Origin of the sequence: Variovorax ginsengisoli (assembly GCF_030486595.1) — a bacterium.
GTDB classification, from domain to species: Bacteria; Pseudomonadota; Gammaproteobacteria; order Burkholderiales; family Burkholderiaceae_C; genus Variovorax; species Variovorax ginsengisoli_B.
The window spans coordinates 206719-224611 of the sequence record NZ_JAUJZH010000004.1 but is presented as its reverse complement, the minus strand read 5'-3'; the positions used below and the strand labels follow the sequence as shown (position 1 = coordinate 224611).

Genomic DNA, 17893 nt, shown 5'->3' with positions numbered 1-17893 from the left:
CCGCCCGATAATCCGCCCATGACCTCACCTGCCCTGGACCGCTTCATTGTCGAAGCCGCGGCACGCAGCCGTGTGCATTCGCTCGCCGCCGACCGCGTGCTCGCGCTGGCGCCGCTGATGCTGGACCTGATCGAGGACGCCGAGAGCTTCCTGGAGCCGCAGCACTACCGCAGCGACCCGGAGGGCTACACGCGCAACCTGATCCGCGACGATCCCGACCACGGGCTGTCTCTCTACGCGCTGGTCTGGCGCCCCGGCCAGTGGACACCGGTGCACGACCACGGCAGCTGGGGCGTGGTCGGCATCGTCGAAGGCGTGCTCGAGGAGCGCAGCTACCTGCGGGTCTCGCCTGAGGGCGGCGATCAGGACATCGACCTGGTGCGCGGCGGCCTCCAGCTGCTCACGCGCGGCGCGGTGACGAGTTTCGTGCCGAACCCCGACCACATCCATGTCACGGGCGTTCCCGCCGAGCGCGCCCGGGCCGTCAGCCTGCATCTGTACGGGCGCACGATGAAGGACTTCAACATCTACGACGTCGCGGCACGCACGCGCCGCCGCGTGCAGGTCGCGCACAACGAGAGCTGAGGCCGGCGAGCGTGGCGAATCAGAAGAACGCGCGCAGATAGTTGACCGGCGAGTGGTCGGTCAGGGCCCGGGCGGGAAGGGCTTCCGGGCGTGGCTGCGCGAGCACGCGCGCGGCGTGCGCGGCCTGTCCGGTGAGCCGGTCCTTGAGCACGAACGGGGTTTCCGGGTTGTCGTGCAGCACGCCGTCCTTGTCGATGTAGAGCAGCCTGCCGACATGGTGGTAGGAGGTGATGCCGGGCGGCAAGGTCGGCACGACGTCGGCGCAGTTGACGATGCGCGTCATGGCGCGCGCCGGCAGCGAATCGACGAAGTCGATGTCGCCGACGCGCGGCGAGCCGATCGTGATGACGTCGGTCGGTTCGACCAGGCCGGCGAATATCGTCGCCATGGCAGCCCCGAGGCTGTGGCCGCAAAGCAGCAGCCGCCTGCGGTGTGGGGCGCCGATCGAAAGCCATTGCAGCACCTGCGTCTCCAGCGATTCGGCCGCCCGGCCGAATCCCGAATGCACGTGGCCGCCGGCCCAGGGCGTCGGCAGCAGGGCCAGGTCGGCCAGCACGTCCTTCGGATCATCGGGCTGGGTGCCGCGGAAGGCGATCATCGCCAGCCCGTCTGCGGCCCGCAGCGACGCGTACCCGTAGGCACCGGTGGACTGGTCGGCGAAGTGGGCGGGTTGCGCGAAACCCGCCAGGCGCAGCGCGTCCGCCAGCCTGCGCGATTCGGCCGGATCCGACTCGGCATGCAGGTAGGCCAGGCGCGCTGCTTCGACCGCCAGTCCGGGCAATGTGACATCCGGGCGCCCGACGAACATCGTGGGTTGCTTCTCTGGATGGAACAGTGCATCGGGGGATGCGTCGTATTCGATGGATACCTTCGCATCGGCCCCGCTACTCATCGCTTCGCCTCCATGGTGTGGCTGGCATTGTGTGATGGACCGATTGCGGCCGGCAAGCGCGCAGGGTCCCGGGGCTTCGGTTCCTCCTCAATATGTGGGAGGCGCAGTCGCGTCGCTTTTCTTCAGGGCGTCGGCTGAGACAGGACCCAGTCGGCGAGCAGCCTGGCCTGTGCCTCGTCGACCCCGGACTGGCGCGGCATGATGACCCGGCCCCAGCTGCCCACGCTGCCGCCGCGGATCTTGCCGGCCAGCCGCGCCGGCGCAGCCGGGTCGTCGCGCCAGCGCGCCGCCACCTGGGCGAAGCCGGGGCCGACCTGCTTGTGGACCATGCCATGGCAGGCCATGCAGCCGTTGGCCCGGGCCAGTGCCAGGGCCTGGTCGGCCGGCGCTGCGGCCGTGGGGCCGGCGAGTTGCACCAGCCCGCCGATCGACAGCACCAGGGTTCGAATCATCGTCAAGCGCATCGGCCAGGATTCTCGGCCAACTCGAAGTGGTGGACGCGCATGGCCGAACTTTCTAGGATGATCGCGAAGGCGGCAGCCGCCCAAGGAGCAGCAGACATGCATCGACTCAAGGCTTTGGCAGCGATCGGGTCCTTCGTCGCGGGGCAGGCCGCGCTGGCGCAGGCGCCGCGGGAGGCGGACGATGCGTCCGTTCTGTCGTGTGCCGACTTCAATGCCGCGGCGTCGCAGGTGCTGCCCGGCCAGAACGCCAGCGAAGCCCAGCGGCGCCGCGCCATCGAGGCGCAGGACTACCTCGGCAACGGCATGGTCTGGCTGCACGGCTATCTCACCGGGCGCAACGGCCCGGCGGTCGGCAAGCTGACCCGCGACTGGATCAGCACCCAGGTCACCCGGCTCGGCAAGGAATGCGCGGCCGCCGCCGACCCGGCCAAGACCCGCATCGTCGACCTGGTGCAGAAGCCATGAAGACGCTGCATGCGCTGGTCGCCGTCGCGCTGCTGGTGGCGGCAGGCGCGGCCGATGCACAACGCCACCATTCGCGCCATCGTCCGCCGCCGCACCACTGGAACAGCGGCTGGAACAACAACCACTGGAACAACGACTGGCACAACCGCCGCGACGCCCAGCGTGCCGGCGTGGTGACCGGCGTGCTGGCCGGCGGGGTTGCGGGTTCGGCGGAGCGCCAGCGCGCGGACCAGCGCCACGCCGACTGCCTCTGGATCACCGGCAACACCTGGGAGTGCGACCGCCGCCGCTGGGACGACGAGATGCGCGCACGCGACCGGGCGCGCCGCACCGGCGTGGTCGCGGGCGTGGCGGCCTACGCGATCGTTCGCAATTGAGGGTCGCCAGGCTCGTATCCTCCGGGCTCCACCCCTTCGTGCGGAGGATGCTTGACCTACCAGCTTCATTACTGGCCCACGATCCAGGGCCGCGGTGAATTCGTCCGCCTGGCGCTCGAGGCCGCGGGCGCTGCCTATGTCGACGTGGCGCGGGAGCCCCCGTCCAGGGGCGGCGGCGAATCGAATCTAGGGCGCCGGCTTGGCGATCCGGACAATCCCCGGCCCTCGTTCGCGCCGCCCTTCCTGGTCGACGGCGACATCGTGGTCGGCCAGACCGCGGCGATCCTGCTGTACCTCGGTCCGCGCCTCGGGCTCGCGGGAGTGGGCGAGGCCGACGGCCTCTGGACGCACCAGCTGCAGCTGACGATCGCCGACTGCGTGGCCGAGGCGCACGACACCCATCATCCGCTGTCGACCGGGCTCTACTACGAGGACCAGCGCGAGGCCGCGCTGGCACGCGCCAGGGCCTTTCGCGAGGAGCGCATTCCGAAATTCCTGAATTGGTTCGAGACGGTGCTGAAGCGCAATCCGTCCGGCGACCTGCACCTGGTCGGCGACGTCCTGACCTACGCCGACCTCTCGCTGTTCCAGCTGGTCGCGGGGCTGCGCTATGCCTTCCCCAAGGCGGCTGTGCGGGCGCTGGCCGACACCCCGGCGGTCGCGAAGCTGCATGCCAACATCGGTCGCCGGCAGCGGGTCCACGACTATCTGCGCAGCCCGCGCCGGATCGCCTTCAACGAGGACGGGATCTTCCGCGCCTACCCCGAACTCGACGGCTGATGCCGGCGGGTCGGCGGTCGCACTAGGGGGCGATCGACTCGTCCCCGTCCTTGCGCATTCGCAGCGCGGCCTCGTAGAGCGCATTGCGCGGGGCGCCGCTGATCTCGGCGGCGACGCGCACCGCGGTCTTCACGGGCAGTTCGGCCAGCAGCAGGCGCAGCACGCGTTCGCCCTCGATGCTGTCGTCGACGGCCGTGGGCTTCGGGTGCAGCACCAGCGCGAACTCGCCGCGCGTGCGGTCGCGGCTGGCGGCGAACCAGCTGGGCAAGTCGGCGGCGGCGACGGTCGCGATCTCCTCGAACTGCTTGGTGAGCTCGCGCCCGACGGTGACCTTGCGCTCGCCGAGGGTGGCCAGCGCGCGGGCCAGTGCCTCGATGCGATGCGGCGCCTCGAGCAGCACGACGCTGCGGGGCTCGTCGGCCAGCAGCAGCACCGCGGCATCGCGCTCGCCCGCCTTGCTCGGCAGGAAGCCGCCGAACACGAAGGCGCTGCCCGCGTCGCCGGCGGCGACCAGCCCGGCGGCGCCGACCAGGGTGGTCACGCTGCTGGCGCCCGGCAGGGGCAGCACGCGATGGCCGGCGTCACGTGCCGCGGCCACCAGCCGCGCGCCCGGGTCGCTGACGCCGGGCGTGCCGGCGTCGCTGACGTAGGCGATGCGCTCGCCCGCGGCCAGCCGCGCGATCACCGCCTGCGCCGCCTCGCTCTCGTTGTGCTGGTGCAGTGCCAGCAGCTGCGCGCCCGGGCGGTCGATGCCATAGGCCCGCAGCAGGCTCTGCGTGTGGCGCGTGTCCTCGCAGGCGACCGCGTCGACCAACTGCAGCACGTGCAGGGCGCGCAGCGTGATGTCCGCCAGGTTGCCGATCGGCGTCGCGACCACGTACAGGGTCGCCTGCGGATAATGCTGCGAACCCGCGGCATCACGCGCGGCGAGCAGGGCGGCGCCGAACGAAGCGGGAGCGATGGAAGTCAATGGCTTATCTCCAGAACAAGGCGGCGGGGCGGACATCGCTGCCGACGACCAAGCAGCGCGGCGACGCGGCCGAAGACGCCGCGCTCGAACACCTGCAGGCGGCCGGCCTCGGGCTGGTCGCGCGCAATTATCGAACCCCCGGCCGCGGCGGCGGCGAGATCGACCTCATCATGCGCGATCCGCGCGACGGCACGCTGGTGTTCGTCGAGGTCCGCGGCCGTTCCAGCGCGACGCACGGCGGCGCCGGCGGCAGCATCACCGGCGTGAAGCAGCGCCGCATCGTCTTCGCGGCACAGCACTACATCAGCCGGCTGCGCGTCCTGCCGCCGTGCCGCTTCGACGTGGTGCTGGTCGAAGAACGCATCGAGTGGCTCCAGGCCGCGTTCGATGCCGGCTGAGCTCGGCGGCTGCTCACGTTTTGTTTCAGTCCCAGGGTGGAAACCCGCAGTTATCATCCGGGCCAAATGCTAGAGCAACGGATTCAGCAGCACTTCATCGACAGTGCGGACCTCAAATACCAGGCCGGGCCACTGCTCGGCAAACCGATCTCCCAAGCCATGCAGGCCTTGCTGGCCTGCGTCACCAGCGGCGGCAAGATCCTCGCCTGCGGGGCCGGCGTTTCCGGCTTCCTGGCGGCGCAGTTCGCGGCCCAGTTCGTCGGCCGCTTCGAGCGCGACCGCCCCGAGCTGGCCGCGATCGCGCTGCCCGGCGATGCCACCGACCCCGCCGCGGACACGGCCGAATCGCTGGGCGCCGATCGCTTCGCGCGCCAGGTGCGCGCCCTGGGCCAGGCCGGCGACGTGCTGCTGGTGCTGAGCGTCAGCGGCCAGTCCGCCGCCGTGCTGGCGGCGGTCGAGGCGGCCCATGCGCGCGACATGACCGTGGTGGCCCTGCTCGGCAACGCGGCGCCTTCGGGCAGCGGGACCGGGGGCGCCGTGGGCCGTGCGCTGCGCGAGACCGATGTCCAGGTCTGCGTGCCGCACGAGCGCGCGGCGCGCATCCACGAGATCCACCTGCTGGTGCTGCACTGCCTGTGCGACGGCGTCGATGCGCAGCTGCTCGGTGACCAGGACAGCGACTCTTCCTCGGCCTGAGCGCGCCCGGTCGTCCCGCTACTGCGATGGCGCCCCGGCCTTGGCGGGTGCCTTGCGGTCGCTGATCCGGTCGAGCAGATCGCGATAGCCCGGCGATTCGCGCAGCAGCCTCCCGCCCAGCGCGCGCAGCCGGTCGACCTCTTCGGCCGACAGCACGAAGCTGGTCGGCAGATTCATGAAGTAGCGCTGCTCTTCGGGGTCTTCGATGGCGTCGAAACTGACGTCGATCGCATCGAAGCTCAGCGTCGGCACTGCCGCCTCGGCCTGCGCGCGCGACATGCCGGACAGCCGCAGCTCGGCCACCTTGAGGTCGCGCTTGTCGGCCCAGCGTTGGGCGATGTCCTTCAGCAGTTCGACCGACTCGTAGGAGAAATGGTCGATCGGCACGCTCGACGACTGCAGCAGTTGCGCCACGATGCCTGGCGCGCGCGCCTTGCGGTCCCAGTCGGTGGCCGGCGCCGAGCGCGAATTGACCACCACGACCACGATGCGCCGGATCTCGTCGAATCCCGCCTGGCGCTGGAAGGAAGGGCTGGCCTCGAGCTCCTCGAGGGCCTCGAGCAGGCCGCGCAGCCCCAGGTTGTCGGAGACGCCGCCATCGACCACGTGCAGGTAGGGCCGGTTCTTGCTGTCCTCGAAGTTCTTGATGTCGCGATAGCGCAGCAGGGCGCGGCCGGCGGGGCGCGCGGGCGAGTCGGGCCGGGTGACGTCGCGGACCCAGGGCGGCAGGGTGGCGCCGCACTGGCCGCCGTAGTTGTAGTAGGTGACCGGCGACAGCACGGCGGGCACGGCCGAGGAGGTCGCGGCGGCCCGGGCCAGCCGCACCGTGCCGAGGTCGGAGCAGATCAAGTCGAACTGCTCCTGCGAGAACTGGAAGCGGGCACCGGTCGAGAGGTCGGTGCCGGTGACCGCGGTCACCGGCGTCGGCAGCTTGAGAAGGTCGGCGAAGGTGGCGCCGTTGAACAGGATCTCGTCGTAGTAGTCGGCCGCCAGTTCGGAGCGTCCGTACAGGCCGCTGCCGAGGCTGAACCAGTTGAGTGGGTTGAGCGCGCGCCAGGTCAGCGTGCCCTGCACGTCGCGCTTCAGGAAGCGCGGCTCGTACTCGGTGAACAGCCGGTCGCCGTAGAGCGCGTAGGCCAGGGCCGTGAAGCTGCCGCCCGAGACGCCCGAGATGGCATCCACTTCTTCGAGCAGATTGCGCTGCACGCCCCCCACCATGACATCGGTGCGCCGCAGTTCCTCGAGCACGCCGTACGAGAACGCCGCGGCCCGCGTGCCGCCGCCCGAGAAGGTCAGCATGAACACCGTGTGCGGGTCGTTGGTGACGCCTTCGTGCTGCCGCTTGAGCATCCGGTTGACCCGGTAGCCGCTGTCGAAGTCGACCTTGGCGATCGGCGGGTTGACCGGGGCCAGCGCGTTGCACCCGGCCAGCAGCAGCGCGGCCGCTGCGGCGGACATCCGGCGCAGCGCGGCCGGACGCGCGATGGATTGATTCACGATGCCTTCCTTGCTCGAACGGTTCGATATCGAATGCCGGATGCGGACCATGCAACATATGCGCCATCCACCGCGCCGAATTGTAGGCAAGAGGCGCGACATGCCGATGGCACGCCCGGCCATGACAGCCGGTAACGGGGGGCGCAATACCCTGGGCTAAACTCGCCGCGGACACAACGCACCGGAAGGCCAACACCCATGAAGACCACATCCACTCAACGCATCGCGATGGCTTTGACCGCAGGCGCCGCACTCGTCGCCGGTCTCACAGCCTGCGTGCCGCTGGTGGTGGGCGGGGCAGCGGCGGCCGGTGTCGGCATGGTGGCGACCGACCGGCGCAGCTCGGGCGCGCAGGTCGACGACCAGGCGATCGAGCTGCGCGGCGGCGCGCGCGTGCGCGAGATCGCCAACGACAACATGTACGTGAGCATCACCAGCTTCAACCGCCAGGTGCTGCTCACCGGCACGGTCGGCAGCGAGGCCGACAAGCGCCGCGTCGAAGACGTGGTGCGGCGCGTCGACAACGTCCGCTCGGTGGTCAACGAACTTGTGGTCGGACCGCCGAGCACCTTCCAGGAACGCTCCAACGACACCTTCATCACCGGCAAGGTCAAGGCCTCGCTGCTCGATGCCAAGGACATCTTCGCCAACTCGTTCAAGGTCGTGACCGAGCGCGGCACGGTCTACCTGCTGGGCATCGCGACCCGCCGCGAGACCGATCGCGCGACCGACATCGCGCGCGGCGTCTCCGGCGTCACGAAGGTGGTGCGCGTGGTCGAGATCGTCAGCGAAGCGGAACTGCAAAACCAGCTGCAGCAGCAACAGCAGCAGCCGCAGGGCCAGCCCGGCGGCACGGGCACACCCGCGGGCAGCGCACCGGCCTCGCGTTCGAGCGTGCCGCTGCCGCCGATGGAGCCGCTGCCCCCGCTGCCGTCGTCGTCGACGCCACCGGCCAGCGGCGGCGTCACGACCTCGCCGGTGCGCTGAAGCGAACCCCTACTTGAGTCGGGTGATCAGGCTGGAAGTGTCCCAGCGATTGCCGCCGGCCTGCTGCACGTCGGCATAGAACTGGTCGACCAGCGCGGTAACCGGCAGCCGGGCGCCATTGCGCTTGGCTTCGTCGAGCACCAGGCCCAGGTCCTTGCGCATCCAGTCGACCGCGAAGCCGTAGTCGAACTTGCCTTCGATCATGGTCTTGCCGCGGTTGTCCATCTGCCAGCTTTGCGCGGCGCCCTTGCCGATCACGGCCAGCACCTCGTTCATGTCGAGGCCGGCCCGCTGCCCGAAGGCGATCGCTTCCGACAGCCCTTGCACCAGGCCCGCGATCGCGATCTGGTTGACCATCTTCGCGAGCTGGCCGGCGCCGCTGGCGCCCAGCAGCGTGACGGCGCGGGCGAAGGCCGCGGCGACGGGCTTGACCTTGTCGAAGGTGGCGGCGTCGCCGCCGCACATCACGGTCAGCGCGCCGTTCTGGGCCCCGGCCTGGCCGCCTGAGACCGGGGCGTCGATGAACTGCAGGCCGCGTTCGAGCGCCGCCTTCGACAGTTCGCGCGCGACGTCGGCCGAGGCGGTCGTGTGGTCGACGAACACCGCGCCCGGGGCCATGCCCGCGAAGGCGCCGTTCTCGCCGAGCACCACCGAGCGCAGGTCGTCGTCGTTGCCGACGCAGCAGAACACGATGTCGGCATTGGACGCGGCGCCGCGCGGCGTGGCCGAGTGGCTCACGGACGCCGGGGCCTGGGGCGCGAATTCGGTCTCCCAGTCGTGGGCCTTGGCCGCGCTGCGGTTGTAGACCGTGACGTGGTGGCCGGCCAGCGCGAGATGCCCGGCCATCGGGTAGCCCATCACGCCGAGGCCGAGGAAGGCGACCTTCTGCGAAGGGACGGGGTCGTAGGTTTTGGGGTTGAGGCTGCTCATGGGGCGTACTTTAGCTCGCCCCCAGGTTGCCCGGCACTTCGTGTCCGGGCGCCCACCCCCGACCGGGGGCGCAGTCGGCGGCCCGGCAAAGCCGGTTCCGCGACTGCCCACCAACGGGCGGGCGCTGCGCGCCGCCGAAGAACAACCACCGCGCCTGCATTCACCGGCCGGCGCAGCCAGGCCCGTTGGTGAAACACCGCGGAACCGGCTTCGCCGGGCCGCTGGTGTTGCCCCCGGCAGGGGGTGGGCGGGCTACACGCAGTGAGCCCAACCTGGGGGCGAGTCAAGTCAGACGATCGCGAAGTGCTCCGTGCCGGCCGAAAGGTCGGTCGTGCGCGCGCGCTGGCTGTTCAGCTTGATCTGCAGCCGCAGGTCGTTGGCCGAGTCGGCGTTGCGGATCGCGTCTTCGAAGCTGATCGCATTGGCCTCGAAGAGATCGAACAGGGCCTGGTCGAAGGTCTGCATGCCCAGGTTGCGGCTCTTCTTCATGATCTCCTTGATCTCGCCGACCTCGCCCTTGAAGATCATGTCGGAGATCAGCGGCGTGTTCAGCAGGATCTCGACCGCGGCGATGCGGCCGTGGCCGTCCTCGGTCGGGATCAGCCGCTGCGAGACCAGCGAGCGCAGGTTCAGCGACAGGTCCATCAGCAGCTGGGCGCGGCGCTCCTCGGGGAAGAAGTTGATGATCCGGTCGAGCGCCTGGTTGGCGCTGTTGGCGTGCAGGGTGGCCATGCAGAGGTGGCCGGTCTCGGCGAATGCGACCGCGTGCTCCATCGTCTCGCGGTCGCGGATCTCGCCCATCAGGATCACGTCGGGCGCCTGGCGCAGCGTGTTCTTGAGCGCCGCCTCCCAGCTGTCGGTGTCGATGCCGACTTCGCGTTGCGTCACCACGCAGTTCTTGTGCGGGTGCACGAACTCGACCGGGTCCTCGACCGTCACGATGTGGCCGTAGGAGTTCTCGTTGCGCCAGTCGATCATCGCGGCCAGCGTGGTCGACTTGCCCGAGCCGGTGGCGCCGACCAGGATGGTCAGGCCGCGCTTGGTCATCGCCACGTCCTTGAGCACCTGCGGCATGCCGAGGCCGTCGATGGTCGGCAGCTTGGCGGGGATGGTCCGCAGCACCATGCCGACCTTGCCCTGCTGCACGAAGGCATTGACGCGGAAGCGGCCGATGCCGGTCGGCGAGATCGCGAAGTTGCACTCCTTGGTGCGCTCGAACTCGGCCGTCTGGCGGTCGTTCATGACCGAGCGCGTGAGCGCCAGCGTGTGCTGGGCGCCGAGCGCCTGGGCAGATACCTTGGTGACCTTGCCGTCGACCTTGATCGCCGGCGGGAAGTCCGCCGTGATGAACAGGTCGCTGCCGTTGCGGCTCACCATGAGCTTCAGCAGGTCGTTGATGAACTGGCTGGCTTGATCGCGTTCCATGACGGTACTCCGGTGCGGCTGGGCAAGGGCTGGGTCAGCCGGGGAAATTCTCGGGGATCTTGGCCTTTCCGCGCGCTTCGGCGGCGGAAATGACACTGCGCCTCACCAGGTCGGTGAGGTTCTGGTCGAGCGTCTGCATGCCCTGGCCGCTGCCGGTCTGGATCGACGAATACATCTGCGCCACCTTGCCTTCGCGGATCAGGTTGCGGATGGCGGGCGTGCCCAGCATGATCTCGTGCGCCGCCACGCGGCCCTGGCCGTCCTTGGTCTTGCACAGGGTCTGCGAGATCACCGCCTGAAGCGACTCCGACAGCATGGCGCGGATCATTTCCTTTTCCTCGCCTGGGAAGACGTCGATGATCCGGTCGATGGTCTTGGCCGCCGACGAGGTGTGCAGGGTGCCGAACACCAGGTGGCCGGTCTCGGCCGCGGTCATCGCCAGCCGGATGGTCTCGAGGTCGCGCATTTCGCCGACCAGGATCGCGTCCGGGTCCTCGCGCAGCGCCGAGCGCAGCGCGTTGGCGAACGACAGCGTCATCGGCCCGACCTCGCGCTGGTTGATCAGGCACTTCTTGGAGTCGTGGACGAACTCGATCGGGTCCTCGACCGTGAGGATGTGGCCGTACTCGGTTTCGTTCAGGTAGTTGATCATCGCCGCCAGCGTGGTCGACTTGCCGGAACCGGTCGGGCCGGTGACCAGCACCAGGCCGCGCGGCTTGAGCGCCAGATCGCCGAAAATCTTCGGTGCGTTGAGCTGCTCGAGCGTGAGGATCTTCGACGGAATGGTCCGGAAAACGGCAGCAGCGCCGCGCGACTGGTTGAAGGCGTTGACGCGGAAGCGCGCCAGGCCGTCGATCTCGAACGAGAAGTCGACCTCCAGGAACTCTTCGTAGTGCTTGCGGTGCGTGTCGCTCATGATGTCGTACACCATGGCGTGCACGGCCTTGTGATCGAGCGCATCGACATTGATGCGGCGCACGTCGCCGTGGACCCGGATCATGGGCGGCAGCCCGGCCGAGAGGTGCAGGTCGGACGCCTTGTTCTTGACGCTGAAGGCGAGCAGTTGGGTAATGTCCACGCAGTTCCTCGGTGACGTTTTGATACGACTTTGAAGATTATGACGATGATTGGCGACAAGCTCCAGCAAGTTCGGACCCGGATCGTGACGGCCTGCACGGCCGCCGGGCGCGATCCGGCGAGCGTGCGCTTGCTCGCGGTGTCCAAGACCTTCGACGCCGACGCGGTGCGCGCGGCGCATGCGGCCGGCCAGCGGGCCTTCGGCGAGAACTATGTGCAGGAGGGCGTGGCCAAGATCGAGGCCCTGGCCGATCTTCGCGAAGAGCTCGAATGGCACTGCATCGGCCCTCTGCAGAGCAACAAGACGCGGGTGGTGGCCGAGCATTTCGACTGGGTGCACAGCATCGACCGGCTGAAGATCGCCCAGCGGCTGGCCGAGCAGCGGCCGGCGCACCTGCCGCCACTTTCGGTCTGCCTGCAGGTCAACGTGGATGGCGGTGCGAACAAGTCCGGCGTGGCGCCCGAAGACGCGCTGGCACTGGCGCAGGCCGTGGCGGCTTTGCCACGTTTGCGGCTGCGCGGGCTGATGGCGATCCCGGAGCCGGCGCCGGATTTCGAGTCGCAGCGGGCGCTTTTCCAGCGGGCGGCTGCGGTTTTCGAGCAGATCCGAGGGGCGGGGATCGAGGTCGACACTTTGTCGCTGGGGATGTCCGCCGACCTGGAGGCCGCGGTGGCGGCGGGCAGCACGATGGTGCGGATCGGGACGGCGATCTTCGGGCAGCGCTAAGGGCGCGCGACCTGCCGGACCTCGTGCCTGGCTGCCCGCCGCAACCTCACCCGCTCCGAGCCTCTGCCTGCTCCCGTCGCCACTCGACCACCGGCCGGCCGCCCACCCCCCAGTTGTCCAGGTCCACTTCGTCGATCACGACGAAGGTGGTGGCCGGGTCCTTGTCGAGCACGCGCACCATCAGCTCGGTGGCGCCGGCGATCAGCTGCTTCTTCTGTTCCTGGGTCACGCCTTCGCGCGTGATCTCGATCCTGATGTAAGGCATGGCGGATCACCAGTGACCTGCGGCCTGCCCGCCGTCGACGTGAAGGATCTCGCCGGTCACGAACTTCGCGTTCTCGAGGAACAGCACCGCGTCGACGATCTCTTCCATTTCACCCATCCGGCCCAGCGGATGCAGGCCGCTGAGCGCCGCATGGGTCTCCGGCGGATGCATCGGGGTCTTGACGATGCCGGGGGCCACCGCATTCACGCGGATGCCGCGCGACGCGTACTCGATGGCCAGCGACTTGGTGGCGGCGTTCAGGCCGCCCTTGGTCAGCGACGCCAGCACCGACGGCACGCCGTTGATCGGCTGGTCCGCGAGGCTGGTCGTGATCTGGACGATGTGGCCCGACCCCTGGGCTTCCATCCGCTTCAAGGCCAGCTGGCTGATGTGGAAGAAGCTGGCCAGGTTGGTGCCGATGTTCGCCGCCCAATCCTCGGGGGTGAACGCGGTGAATGGCTTGGCTGTGAAGATGCCGGCGTTGTTGACCAGCGTGTCGATGCGGCCGAAGCGGTCCACGCCCTCGCTGAAGATCCGCGCGGCCGTCGCGGGGTCCGCGGCGTCGCCGGCGATCGCCAGGACGTCCGGATCGGTGCTGGCGGCGATCGAACGCGAATTGGCGACGACCCGGAAGCCGGCCCGGCGATAGGCCTTGGCGAGCGCGGCACCGATGCCGCTGGAGGCGCCGGTGATGACGGCGACCTTGGAATTGCTTTCTGTCATGACGAGTCCTTTGAAGTGGAGTGGAGGACTCGACTGTATTGATGTGCTTTCGTTTGATAAAGCTGGTACGAAGTAAATCTATCAATACATGATGTAATGAATGCGAACGCCAACGGAGCGAAACACCATGAATCGACAATTCGACGACGTGATGCTGGGCAGCATCGAACTGTTCTGCCTGGCCGCCGAGCAGGGCAGCTTCACGGCCGCGGCCGCGGTCGCTTCCGTGACGCCGGCGGCGGTCAGCCGTTCGATCTCGCGGCTGGAGGAGCGGCTGGGCGTGCGGCTCTTCACGCGGACGACGCGGCAGATGCGGCTGACCGAGGCCGGGCGCGGTTATTTCGAGCAGTGCCGGCAAGCCCTGAACCAGTTGGTCGAGGCCGAGCGGGAAGCCTCCGGCCACCAGGTCGCGCCGTCCGGCCTGCTGCGCATCAGCGCGCCGACCACCTACGGCCACTACCGCCTCCTGCCGCTGCTGCCGGGCTTCCGCGAGCGCTTTCCGGCCGTGAAGGTCGAGGTCAACGTCAGCAACCGCAACATCGACTTCGCGGAAGAGGGCTACGACCTGGCGATACGGGCCCGGGCGACCGCCGACTCGAGCCTGGTTTCGCGCCTTCTGGAGGACACGCCGCTGGTCGTCGTCGCCTCGCCCGACTACCTGCAGCGCTACGGAACGCCTTCGACTCTCGATGAGCTGCAGGCCCATGAATGCATCCAGTTCGAATTGCCCAGCAGCGGACGCGCCATTCCGTGGCTGTTCCGGCGCGACGGGCAGGAACTCGAGCTGCAGACCTCCGGCGGCTATGCGTGTTCGGACGACGTGACCGCCGGCGCCACGTTGGCGCGCCACGGTGCCGGCGTGTTCCAGGCCTATCGCTTCGTCGTCGAGGAGGACCTGCGCGCCGGCCGGCTGGTCGAGCTGCTGCAGGATTTCGGCGGCCGTTCGCGGCCGCACGGCCTGTTGTATCCGCACCGGCGCTTCGTGCCGCTGCGGGTGCGCGCGTTCGTCGATTACCTGCTCGGCGAACGTCCGGCCTAGCCCGGCAGCGGAATCCGCGCGCTGCTCTTCACCTCCTCCATCACCGCGTAGGTCCGCGTCTCGCGCACGCCGGGCAGCTGCCACAGCACCGTGCCGGCGAAGTCGCGGTAGGCCGTCATGTCGGCCATGCGGGTCTTGAGCAGGTAGTCGAAGCCGCCCGCGACCATGTGGCACTCCATGATCTCGTCGCGCACCTGCACCGCGGCCTTGAACGCGTCGAACACGTTGGGCGTGGTGCGGTCGAGCAGCACCTCGACGAAGACGGTGAAGCCGCGGCCCAGCTTGTGCGGATCGAGCCGGGCCTCGTAGCCGAGGATGAAGCCGTCGCGCGCGAGGCGCTGCACCCGGGCCAGCACCGCGGTCGGCGACAGCGCCACGGCCTCGGCCAGCTTGAGGTTCGAGATTCGACCGTCTTCCTGAAGAACCTTCAGGATTTTCATGTCGATGCGGTCGAGATCGGTGGTCGATTCATTTGTCACTAGAGAATTATCTGGTGGATGGATGAATTTTGGTGAATAACTCGGTGACGGAAGGCGGAGCATCGCCGCATTGACCACGGAGTTTTCGCCATGCGCCTGCCCAGCCCCTACCGCCCCGAAGCCGATATCGCCTCGCACCGCCTCGCCTCGCTGAAGGGCGCCCTCGACTGGGCGGCCATCGTGCCCGTCGCCACGCCCTGGGTGCGCGCCGTGCGCCACAGCCCGCCGCCGTTCTGGGCCATGGAGAGCCTGCTGCGCGAATACCCGATCTCGAGCGCCGAGGGCCTGGCCCTGATGCGCTTGGCCGAGGCGCTGCTGCGGGTGCCCGACGCCGAGACCGCGATCGCGCTGACCGCCGACCAGCTGGGCCGCGCCAACTTCGACAGCAGCGCCGATTCGACCCTGGCGCGACTGTCGTCCTCGGCGATCGCGCTGTCGAAGAAATTCCTGCCCGACCAGGAGGCCGAGCCGGGCCTGATGGCCAGGCTCGGCGCCCGCACCGTGGTCGCCGCGACCCTGCGCGCAGTCCAGTTGCTGGGCCGCCAGTTCGTGCTCGGCCAGACCATCGAGGAGGGCATGGCCGAGGCTCGCTCGGCGCATCGCAAGCACTCGGCGCTGCGCTTCAGCTACGACATGCTGGGCGAGGGCGCCCGCACCGATGCCGATGCGCTGCGCTACCTCGACAGCTACGTGAACGCGACCCGCTCGATCGCCGCCGGCGCCGACCGCGACGGCACGCCCGAGCAGAACGACGGCATCTCGATCAAGCTCAGCGCGCTGCATCCGCGCTACGAAGACGCCCAGCACGCGCGGGTGATGCGCGAGCTGGTGCCGCGCGTCTGGCAGCTGTGCCTGCTGGCGGCCGATGCCGATCTCAACCTCACGATCGATGCCGAGGAGGTCGACCGGCTCGAGCTCTCGCTCGACGTGTTCGAGGCGCTGGCGGCCAAGGTGGCGGCCGAGAAGCCGCAGTGGCGCGGCTTCGGCCTGGCGATGCAGGCCTACCAGACGCGGGCGCTGGAACTGGTCGAGCACGTGACCGGGATTGCCCGCAAGCACAAGCTGCGGCTGATGTGCCGGCTGGTCAAGGGCGCCTACTGGGACGCCGAGATCAAGCGGGCCCAGGAACTCGGGCTGCCGCACTACCCGGTGTTCACGCACAAGCACCACACCGACCTCAGCTACCTGGCCTGCGCCCGGGCGCTGCTGGCGGCGCCGGATGCGATCTACCCGCAGTTCGCGACGCACAACGCGGGCACGATCGCGGCGATCCTGGCGATGGCGGGCAGCGTTCCATTCGAATTGCAGCGGCTGCACGGCATGGGCGAGGGAATCTACCGCGAGGTGATGAAGAGCACCGCCGTGCCGGTGCGCGTCTACGCGCCGGTCGGCCGCCACAAGGACCTGCTGGCCTACCTGGTGCGCCGGCTGCTCGAGAACGGCGCCAACTCGTCCTTCGTGAACCAGCTAGCCGACGCTCACGTCGGCATGGACGAACTGCTGGTCTCGCCGCTCTGGCTCGACCGCCATGCCTCGCTGCCGCTGCCGCCCGAGCTCTATGGTCCGGTGCCTGCCCGCCGCAACAGCAGCGGCGTCGACCTCGCGGTCGAGGCGATGCGCGCGCCGCTGCTGGCGGCCCACGCAGCCACGACGGTGGCGGCGGTGCCGGAGTTCGACGCCCAGGGCGCCGAAGCGGCGGTGGGCGCCGCAGCCGCGGCCTGGCGCAGCTGGAACCGGACGCCGGTCGCCCGGCGCGCCGCCGTGCTGCGCCACGCGGCCGACGCGCTGCAGGCCGAACTGCCGCGCTTCTGCGCCTTGCTGGTCAAGGAAGCCTTCAAGACCTGGGGCGACGCGGTGGCGGAAGTGCGCGAAGCGGTCGACTTCCTGCGCTACTACGCCGACGAGGCCGAGCGGCTGATGCAGCCGGTCGCGCTGCCCGGGCCGACCGGCGAGAGCAACGAGCTGCGCCTCACCGGCCGCGGCCCCTGGGTCTGCATCAGCCCGTGGAACTTCCCGCTGGCGATCTTCCTGGGCCAGGTGGCGGCCGCGCTCGCCACCGGCAACACGGTGCTGGCCAAGCCGGCCGAGCAGACGCCGGCCGTCGCCCTGGAAGCGGTGCGGCTGCTGCACGCCGCCGGCGTGCCGGCCGAGGCCCTCCAACTGCTGCACGGGCCGGGCGAAACCGTCGGTGCCGCGCTGGTCGCGGCGCCCGGCGTGGCCGGCGTGGTGTTCACCGGGTCGACGCAGGTGGCCAAGATCATCCACCGCGCATTGGCGGCCAAGGACGGCCCGATCGTGCCGCTGATCGCCGAAACCGGCGGCATCAACGCCATGCTGGTCGACTCCAGCGCACTGCCCGAGCAAGTGGTCGATGCCGTGGTGCAGAGCGCCTTCCGCTCGGCCGGCCAGCGCTGCTCGGCGCTGCGGCTGCTGCTGCTGCACGAGGGCATCGCCGACCCGGTGATCGAGATGATCCGCGGTGCGGCCCGCGAACTGACCGCCGGCGATCCGGCCCTGCTGGCCACCGATGTCGGGCCGGTGATCGACCGCGAGGCCTTCGACAACATCCGGCGGCACCTGCGGCGGCTGGACTCGGAGGCCACCCGGCTGGTGGCGCCGGCCGACGCGCCGCCGGGGATCGACAACCTGATCTCGCCCCACGCCTACGAGGTGCCGGCCATCGACCGGGTCAGCGACGAGATCTTCGGCCCCGTGCTGCAGGTGGTGCGCTGGTCGGGCGAGCCCCAGGCCGTGATCGAGGCCGTCAACCGGCTGGGCTTCGGGCTCACGCTGGGCATCCAGACCCGCATCGACAGCCGGGCCCTGGCGCTGGCGGCGCGCGCCCATGTGGGCAACGTCTATGTCAACCGCAACATCATCGGGGCGGTCGTCGGCGTCCAGCCGTTCGGCGGCGAGGGGCTCAGCGGAACCGGCCCGAAGGCGGGCGGCCCGCACTACCTGCTGCGCTTCTGTGCGGAGCAAACGCTCACCATCAACACCACCGCCGCGGGCGGCAACGCGGCGCTGCTTGCCGCCATCGCATAAACGCCAAAGCAACGCGCATAGGCATGGCGCGACGGGCGCACCAAGACTATCGTGGCGCCTGTCCGTTCAACA

20 protein-coding genes are annotated in these 17893 nt (G+C 69.5%); 10 read left to right on the top strand and 10 right to left on the bottom strand.

Annotated elements, in window-relative coordinates; all coding sequences use genetic code 11:
- Positions 1 to 18: 18 nt before the first annotated feature.
- Positions 19 to 585 carry a cysteine dioxygenase family protein gene (locus tag QZH52_RS07935; protein WP_301806368.1) on the top strand — a complete coding sequence of 189 codons (567 nt, stop codon included), beginning with the start codon at positions 19 to 21 and terminating at the stop codon, positions 583 to 585.
- Positions 586 to 604: 19 nt separating this feature from the next.
- On the opposite strand, the gene QZH52_RS07930 is transcribed toward QZH52_RS07935, so the two are convergent.
- Together QZH52_RS07930 and QZH52_RS07925 are read right to left on the bottom strand one after the other, a co-directional pair.
- The gene (locus QZH52_RS07930) at positions 605 to 1477 is read right to left on the bottom strand and encodes a lipase family protein (protein ID WP_301806367.1); all 873 of its coding nucleotides are present in this window, start codon (positions 1475 to 1477) and stop codon (positions 605 to 607) included.
- 122 nt (positions 1478 to 1599) lie between these two features.
- A complete protein-coding gene (locus QZH52_RS07925; protein WP_301806366.1) occupies positions 1600 to 1941 on the bottom strand; it encodes a c-type cytochrome in 342 nt (113 codons plus the stop codon).
- A gap of 96 nt (positions 1942 to 2037) precedes the next feature.
- Here QZH52_RS07925 and QZH52_RS07920 point away from each other — a divergent pair, with 96 nt between their 5' ends.
- Genes QZH52_RS07920 through QZH52_RS07910 form a run of 3 tightly spaced genes read left to right on the top strand, consistent with a single transcriptional unit; the run spans position 2038 to position 3563 of the window.
- Positions 2038 to 2406: a hypothetical protein gene (locus QZH52_RS07920; protein WP_301806365.1), complete on the top strand. Its 369-nt coding sequence runs from the start codon at positions 2038 to 2040 to the stop codon at positions 2404 to 2406.
- Complete coding sequence (locus QZH52_RS07915; RefSeq protein ID WP_301806363.1) at positions 2403 to 2783, top strand: hypothetical protein; 381 nt, start codon at positions 2403 to 2405, stop codon at positions 2781 to 2783. The genes QZH52_RS07920 and QZH52_RS07915 overlap by 4 nt, the downstream gene beginning before the upstream one ends.
- A 51-nt stretch (positions 2784 to 2834) precedes the next feature.
- A complete protein-coding gene (locus tag QZH52_RS07910; protein ID WP_301806361.1) occupies positions 2835 to 3563 on the top strand; it encodes a glutathione S-transferase in 729 nt (242 codons plus the stop codon).
- Between the two features lie 22 nt (positions 3564 to 3585).
- On the opposite strand, the gene rsmI is transcribed toward QZH52_RS07910, so the two are convergent.
- On the bottom strand, positions 3586 to 4533 hold the full coding sequence (gene rsmI, locus QZH52_RS07905) for a 16S rRNA (cytidine(1402)-2'-O)-methyltransferase (RefSeq protein WP_301806358.1): 948 nt from the start codon (positions 4531 to 4533) through the stop codon (positions 3586 to 3588).
- Between rsmI and QZH52_RS07900 the strand changes: the two genes are divergently transcribed.
- Both QZH52_RS07900 and QZH52_RS07895 read left to right on the top strand, forming a co-directional pair.
- Positions 4533 to 4931: a YraN family protein gene (locus tag QZH52_RS07900; protein ID WP_286521941.1), complete on the top strand. Its 399-nt coding sequence runs from the start codon at positions 4533 to 4535 to the stop codon at positions 4929 to 4931. The two genes, rsmI and QZH52_RS07900, sit on opposite strands and share 1 nt — an antisense overlap.
- Before the next feature lie 66 nt (positions 4932 to 4997).
- Positions 4998 to 5627, top strand: a complete 630-nt coding sequence (locus QZH52_RS07895; RefSeq protein ID WP_286521942.1) for an SIS domain-containing protein — start codon at positions 4998 to 5000, stop codon at positions 5625 to 5627.
- A gap of 18 nt (positions 5628 to 5645) precedes the next feature.
- Here QZH52_RS07895 and QZH52_RS07890 read toward each other — a convergent pair whose 3' ends face one another.
- The gene (locus QZH52_RS07890) at positions 5646 to 7124 is read right to left on the bottom strand and encodes a patatin-like phospholipase family protein (protein ID WP_301806353.1); all 1479 of its coding nucleotides are present in this window, start codon (positions 7122 to 7124) and stop codon (positions 5646 to 5648) included.
- 198 nt (positions 7125 to 7322) lie between these two features.
- On the opposite strand from QZH52_RS07890, the gene QZH52_RS07885 reads away from it, so the two are divergent.
- Positions 7323 to 8111 carry a BON domain-containing protein gene (locus tag QZH52_RS07885; protein WP_436411552.1) on the top strand — a complete coding sequence of 263 codons (789 nt, stop codon included), beginning with the start codon at positions 7323 to 7325 and terminating at the stop codon, positions 8109 to 8111.
- 9 nt (positions 8112 to 8120) lie between these two features.
- Here QZH52_RS07885 and QZH52_RS07880 read toward each other — a convergent pair whose 3' ends face one another.
- The 3 genes from QZH52_RS07880 to QZH52_RS07870 all read right to left on the bottom strand — a co-directional run bounded on the left by QZH52_RS07880 (position 8121) and on the right by QZH52_RS07870 (position 11544).
- Positions 8121 to 9041: an NAD(P)-dependent oxidoreductase gene (locus tag QZH52_RS07880; protein ID WP_301806352.1), complete on the bottom strand. Its 921-nt coding sequence runs from the start codon at positions 9039 to 9041 to the stop codon at positions 8121 to 8123.
- Between the two features lie 288 nt (positions 9042 to 9329).
- On the bottom strand, positions 9330 to 10466 hold the full coding sequence (locus QZH52_RS07875) for a PilT/PilU family type 4a pilus ATPase (protein WP_286521945.1): 1137 nt from the start codon (positions 10464 to 10466) through the stop codon (positions 9330 to 9332).
- A 34-nt stretch (positions 10467 to 10500) separates the two neighbouring features.
- Entirely contained in the window at positions 10501 to 11544 is a 1044-nt protein-coding gene (locus QZH52_RS07870; protein ID WP_286371030.1) for a type IV pilus twitching motility protein PilT, read from the bottom strand.
- A gap of 39 nt (positions 11545 to 11583) precedes the next feature.
- On the opposite strand from QZH52_RS07870, the gene QZH52_RS07865 reads away from it, so the two are divergent.
- Positions 11584 to 12270 (top strand): YggS family pyridoxal phosphate-dependent enzyme, encoded by a 687-nt coding sequence (locus QZH52_RS07865; protein ID WP_301806348.1) that lies wholly within the window; start codon positions 11584 to 11586, stop codon positions 12268 to 12270.
- A gap of 46 nt (positions 12271 to 12316) precedes the next feature.
- Here QZH52_RS07865 and QZH52_RS07860 read toward each other — a convergent pair whose 3' ends face one another.
- Both QZH52_RS07860 and QZH52_RS07855 read right to left on the bottom strand, forming a co-directional pair.
- Entirely contained in the window at positions 12317 to 12535 is a 219-nt protein-coding gene (locus QZH52_RS07860) for a tautomerase family protein (RefSeq protein WP_301806346.1), read from the bottom strand.
- 6 nt (positions 12536 to 12541) lie between these two features.
- On the bottom strand, positions 12542 to 13258 hold the full coding sequence (locus QZH52_RS07855) for an SDR family NAD(P)-dependent oxidoreductase (RefSeq protein ID WP_301806345.1): 717 nt from the start codon (positions 13256 to 13258) through the stop codon (positions 12542 to 12544).
- Positions 13259 to 13385: 127 nt separating this feature from the next.
- Between QZH52_RS07855 and QZH52_RS07850 the strand changes: the two genes are divergently transcribed.
- Positions 13386 to 14297 (top strand): LysR family transcriptional regulator, encoded by a 912-nt coding sequence (locus QZH52_RS07850; protein ID WP_301806342.1) that lies wholly within the window; start codon positions 13386 to 13388, stop codon positions 14295 to 14297.
- Here the strand turns inward: QZH52_RS07850 and QZH52_RS07845 are convergent.
- Positions 14294 to 14776, bottom strand: coding sequence for an Lrp/AsnC ligand binding domain-containing protein (locus QZH52_RS07845; protein ID WP_301806340.1), 483 nt, complete (start codon positions 14774 to 14776; stop codon positions 14294 to 14296). The two genes, QZH52_RS07850 and QZH52_RS07845, sit on opposite strands and share 4 nt — an antisense overlap.
- A 90-nt stretch (positions 14777 to 14866) precedes the next feature.
- Here QZH52_RS07845 and QZH52_RS07840 point away from each other — a divergent pair, with 90 nt between their 5' ends.
- Complete coding sequence (locus tag QZH52_RS07840; RefSeq protein ID WP_301806337.1) at positions 14867 to 17821, top strand: L-glutamate gamma-semialdehyde dehydrogenase; 2955 nt, start codon at positions 14867 to 14869, stop codon at positions 17819 to 17821.
- The last annotated feature ends 72 nt before the right edge of the window (positions 17822 to 17893 follow it).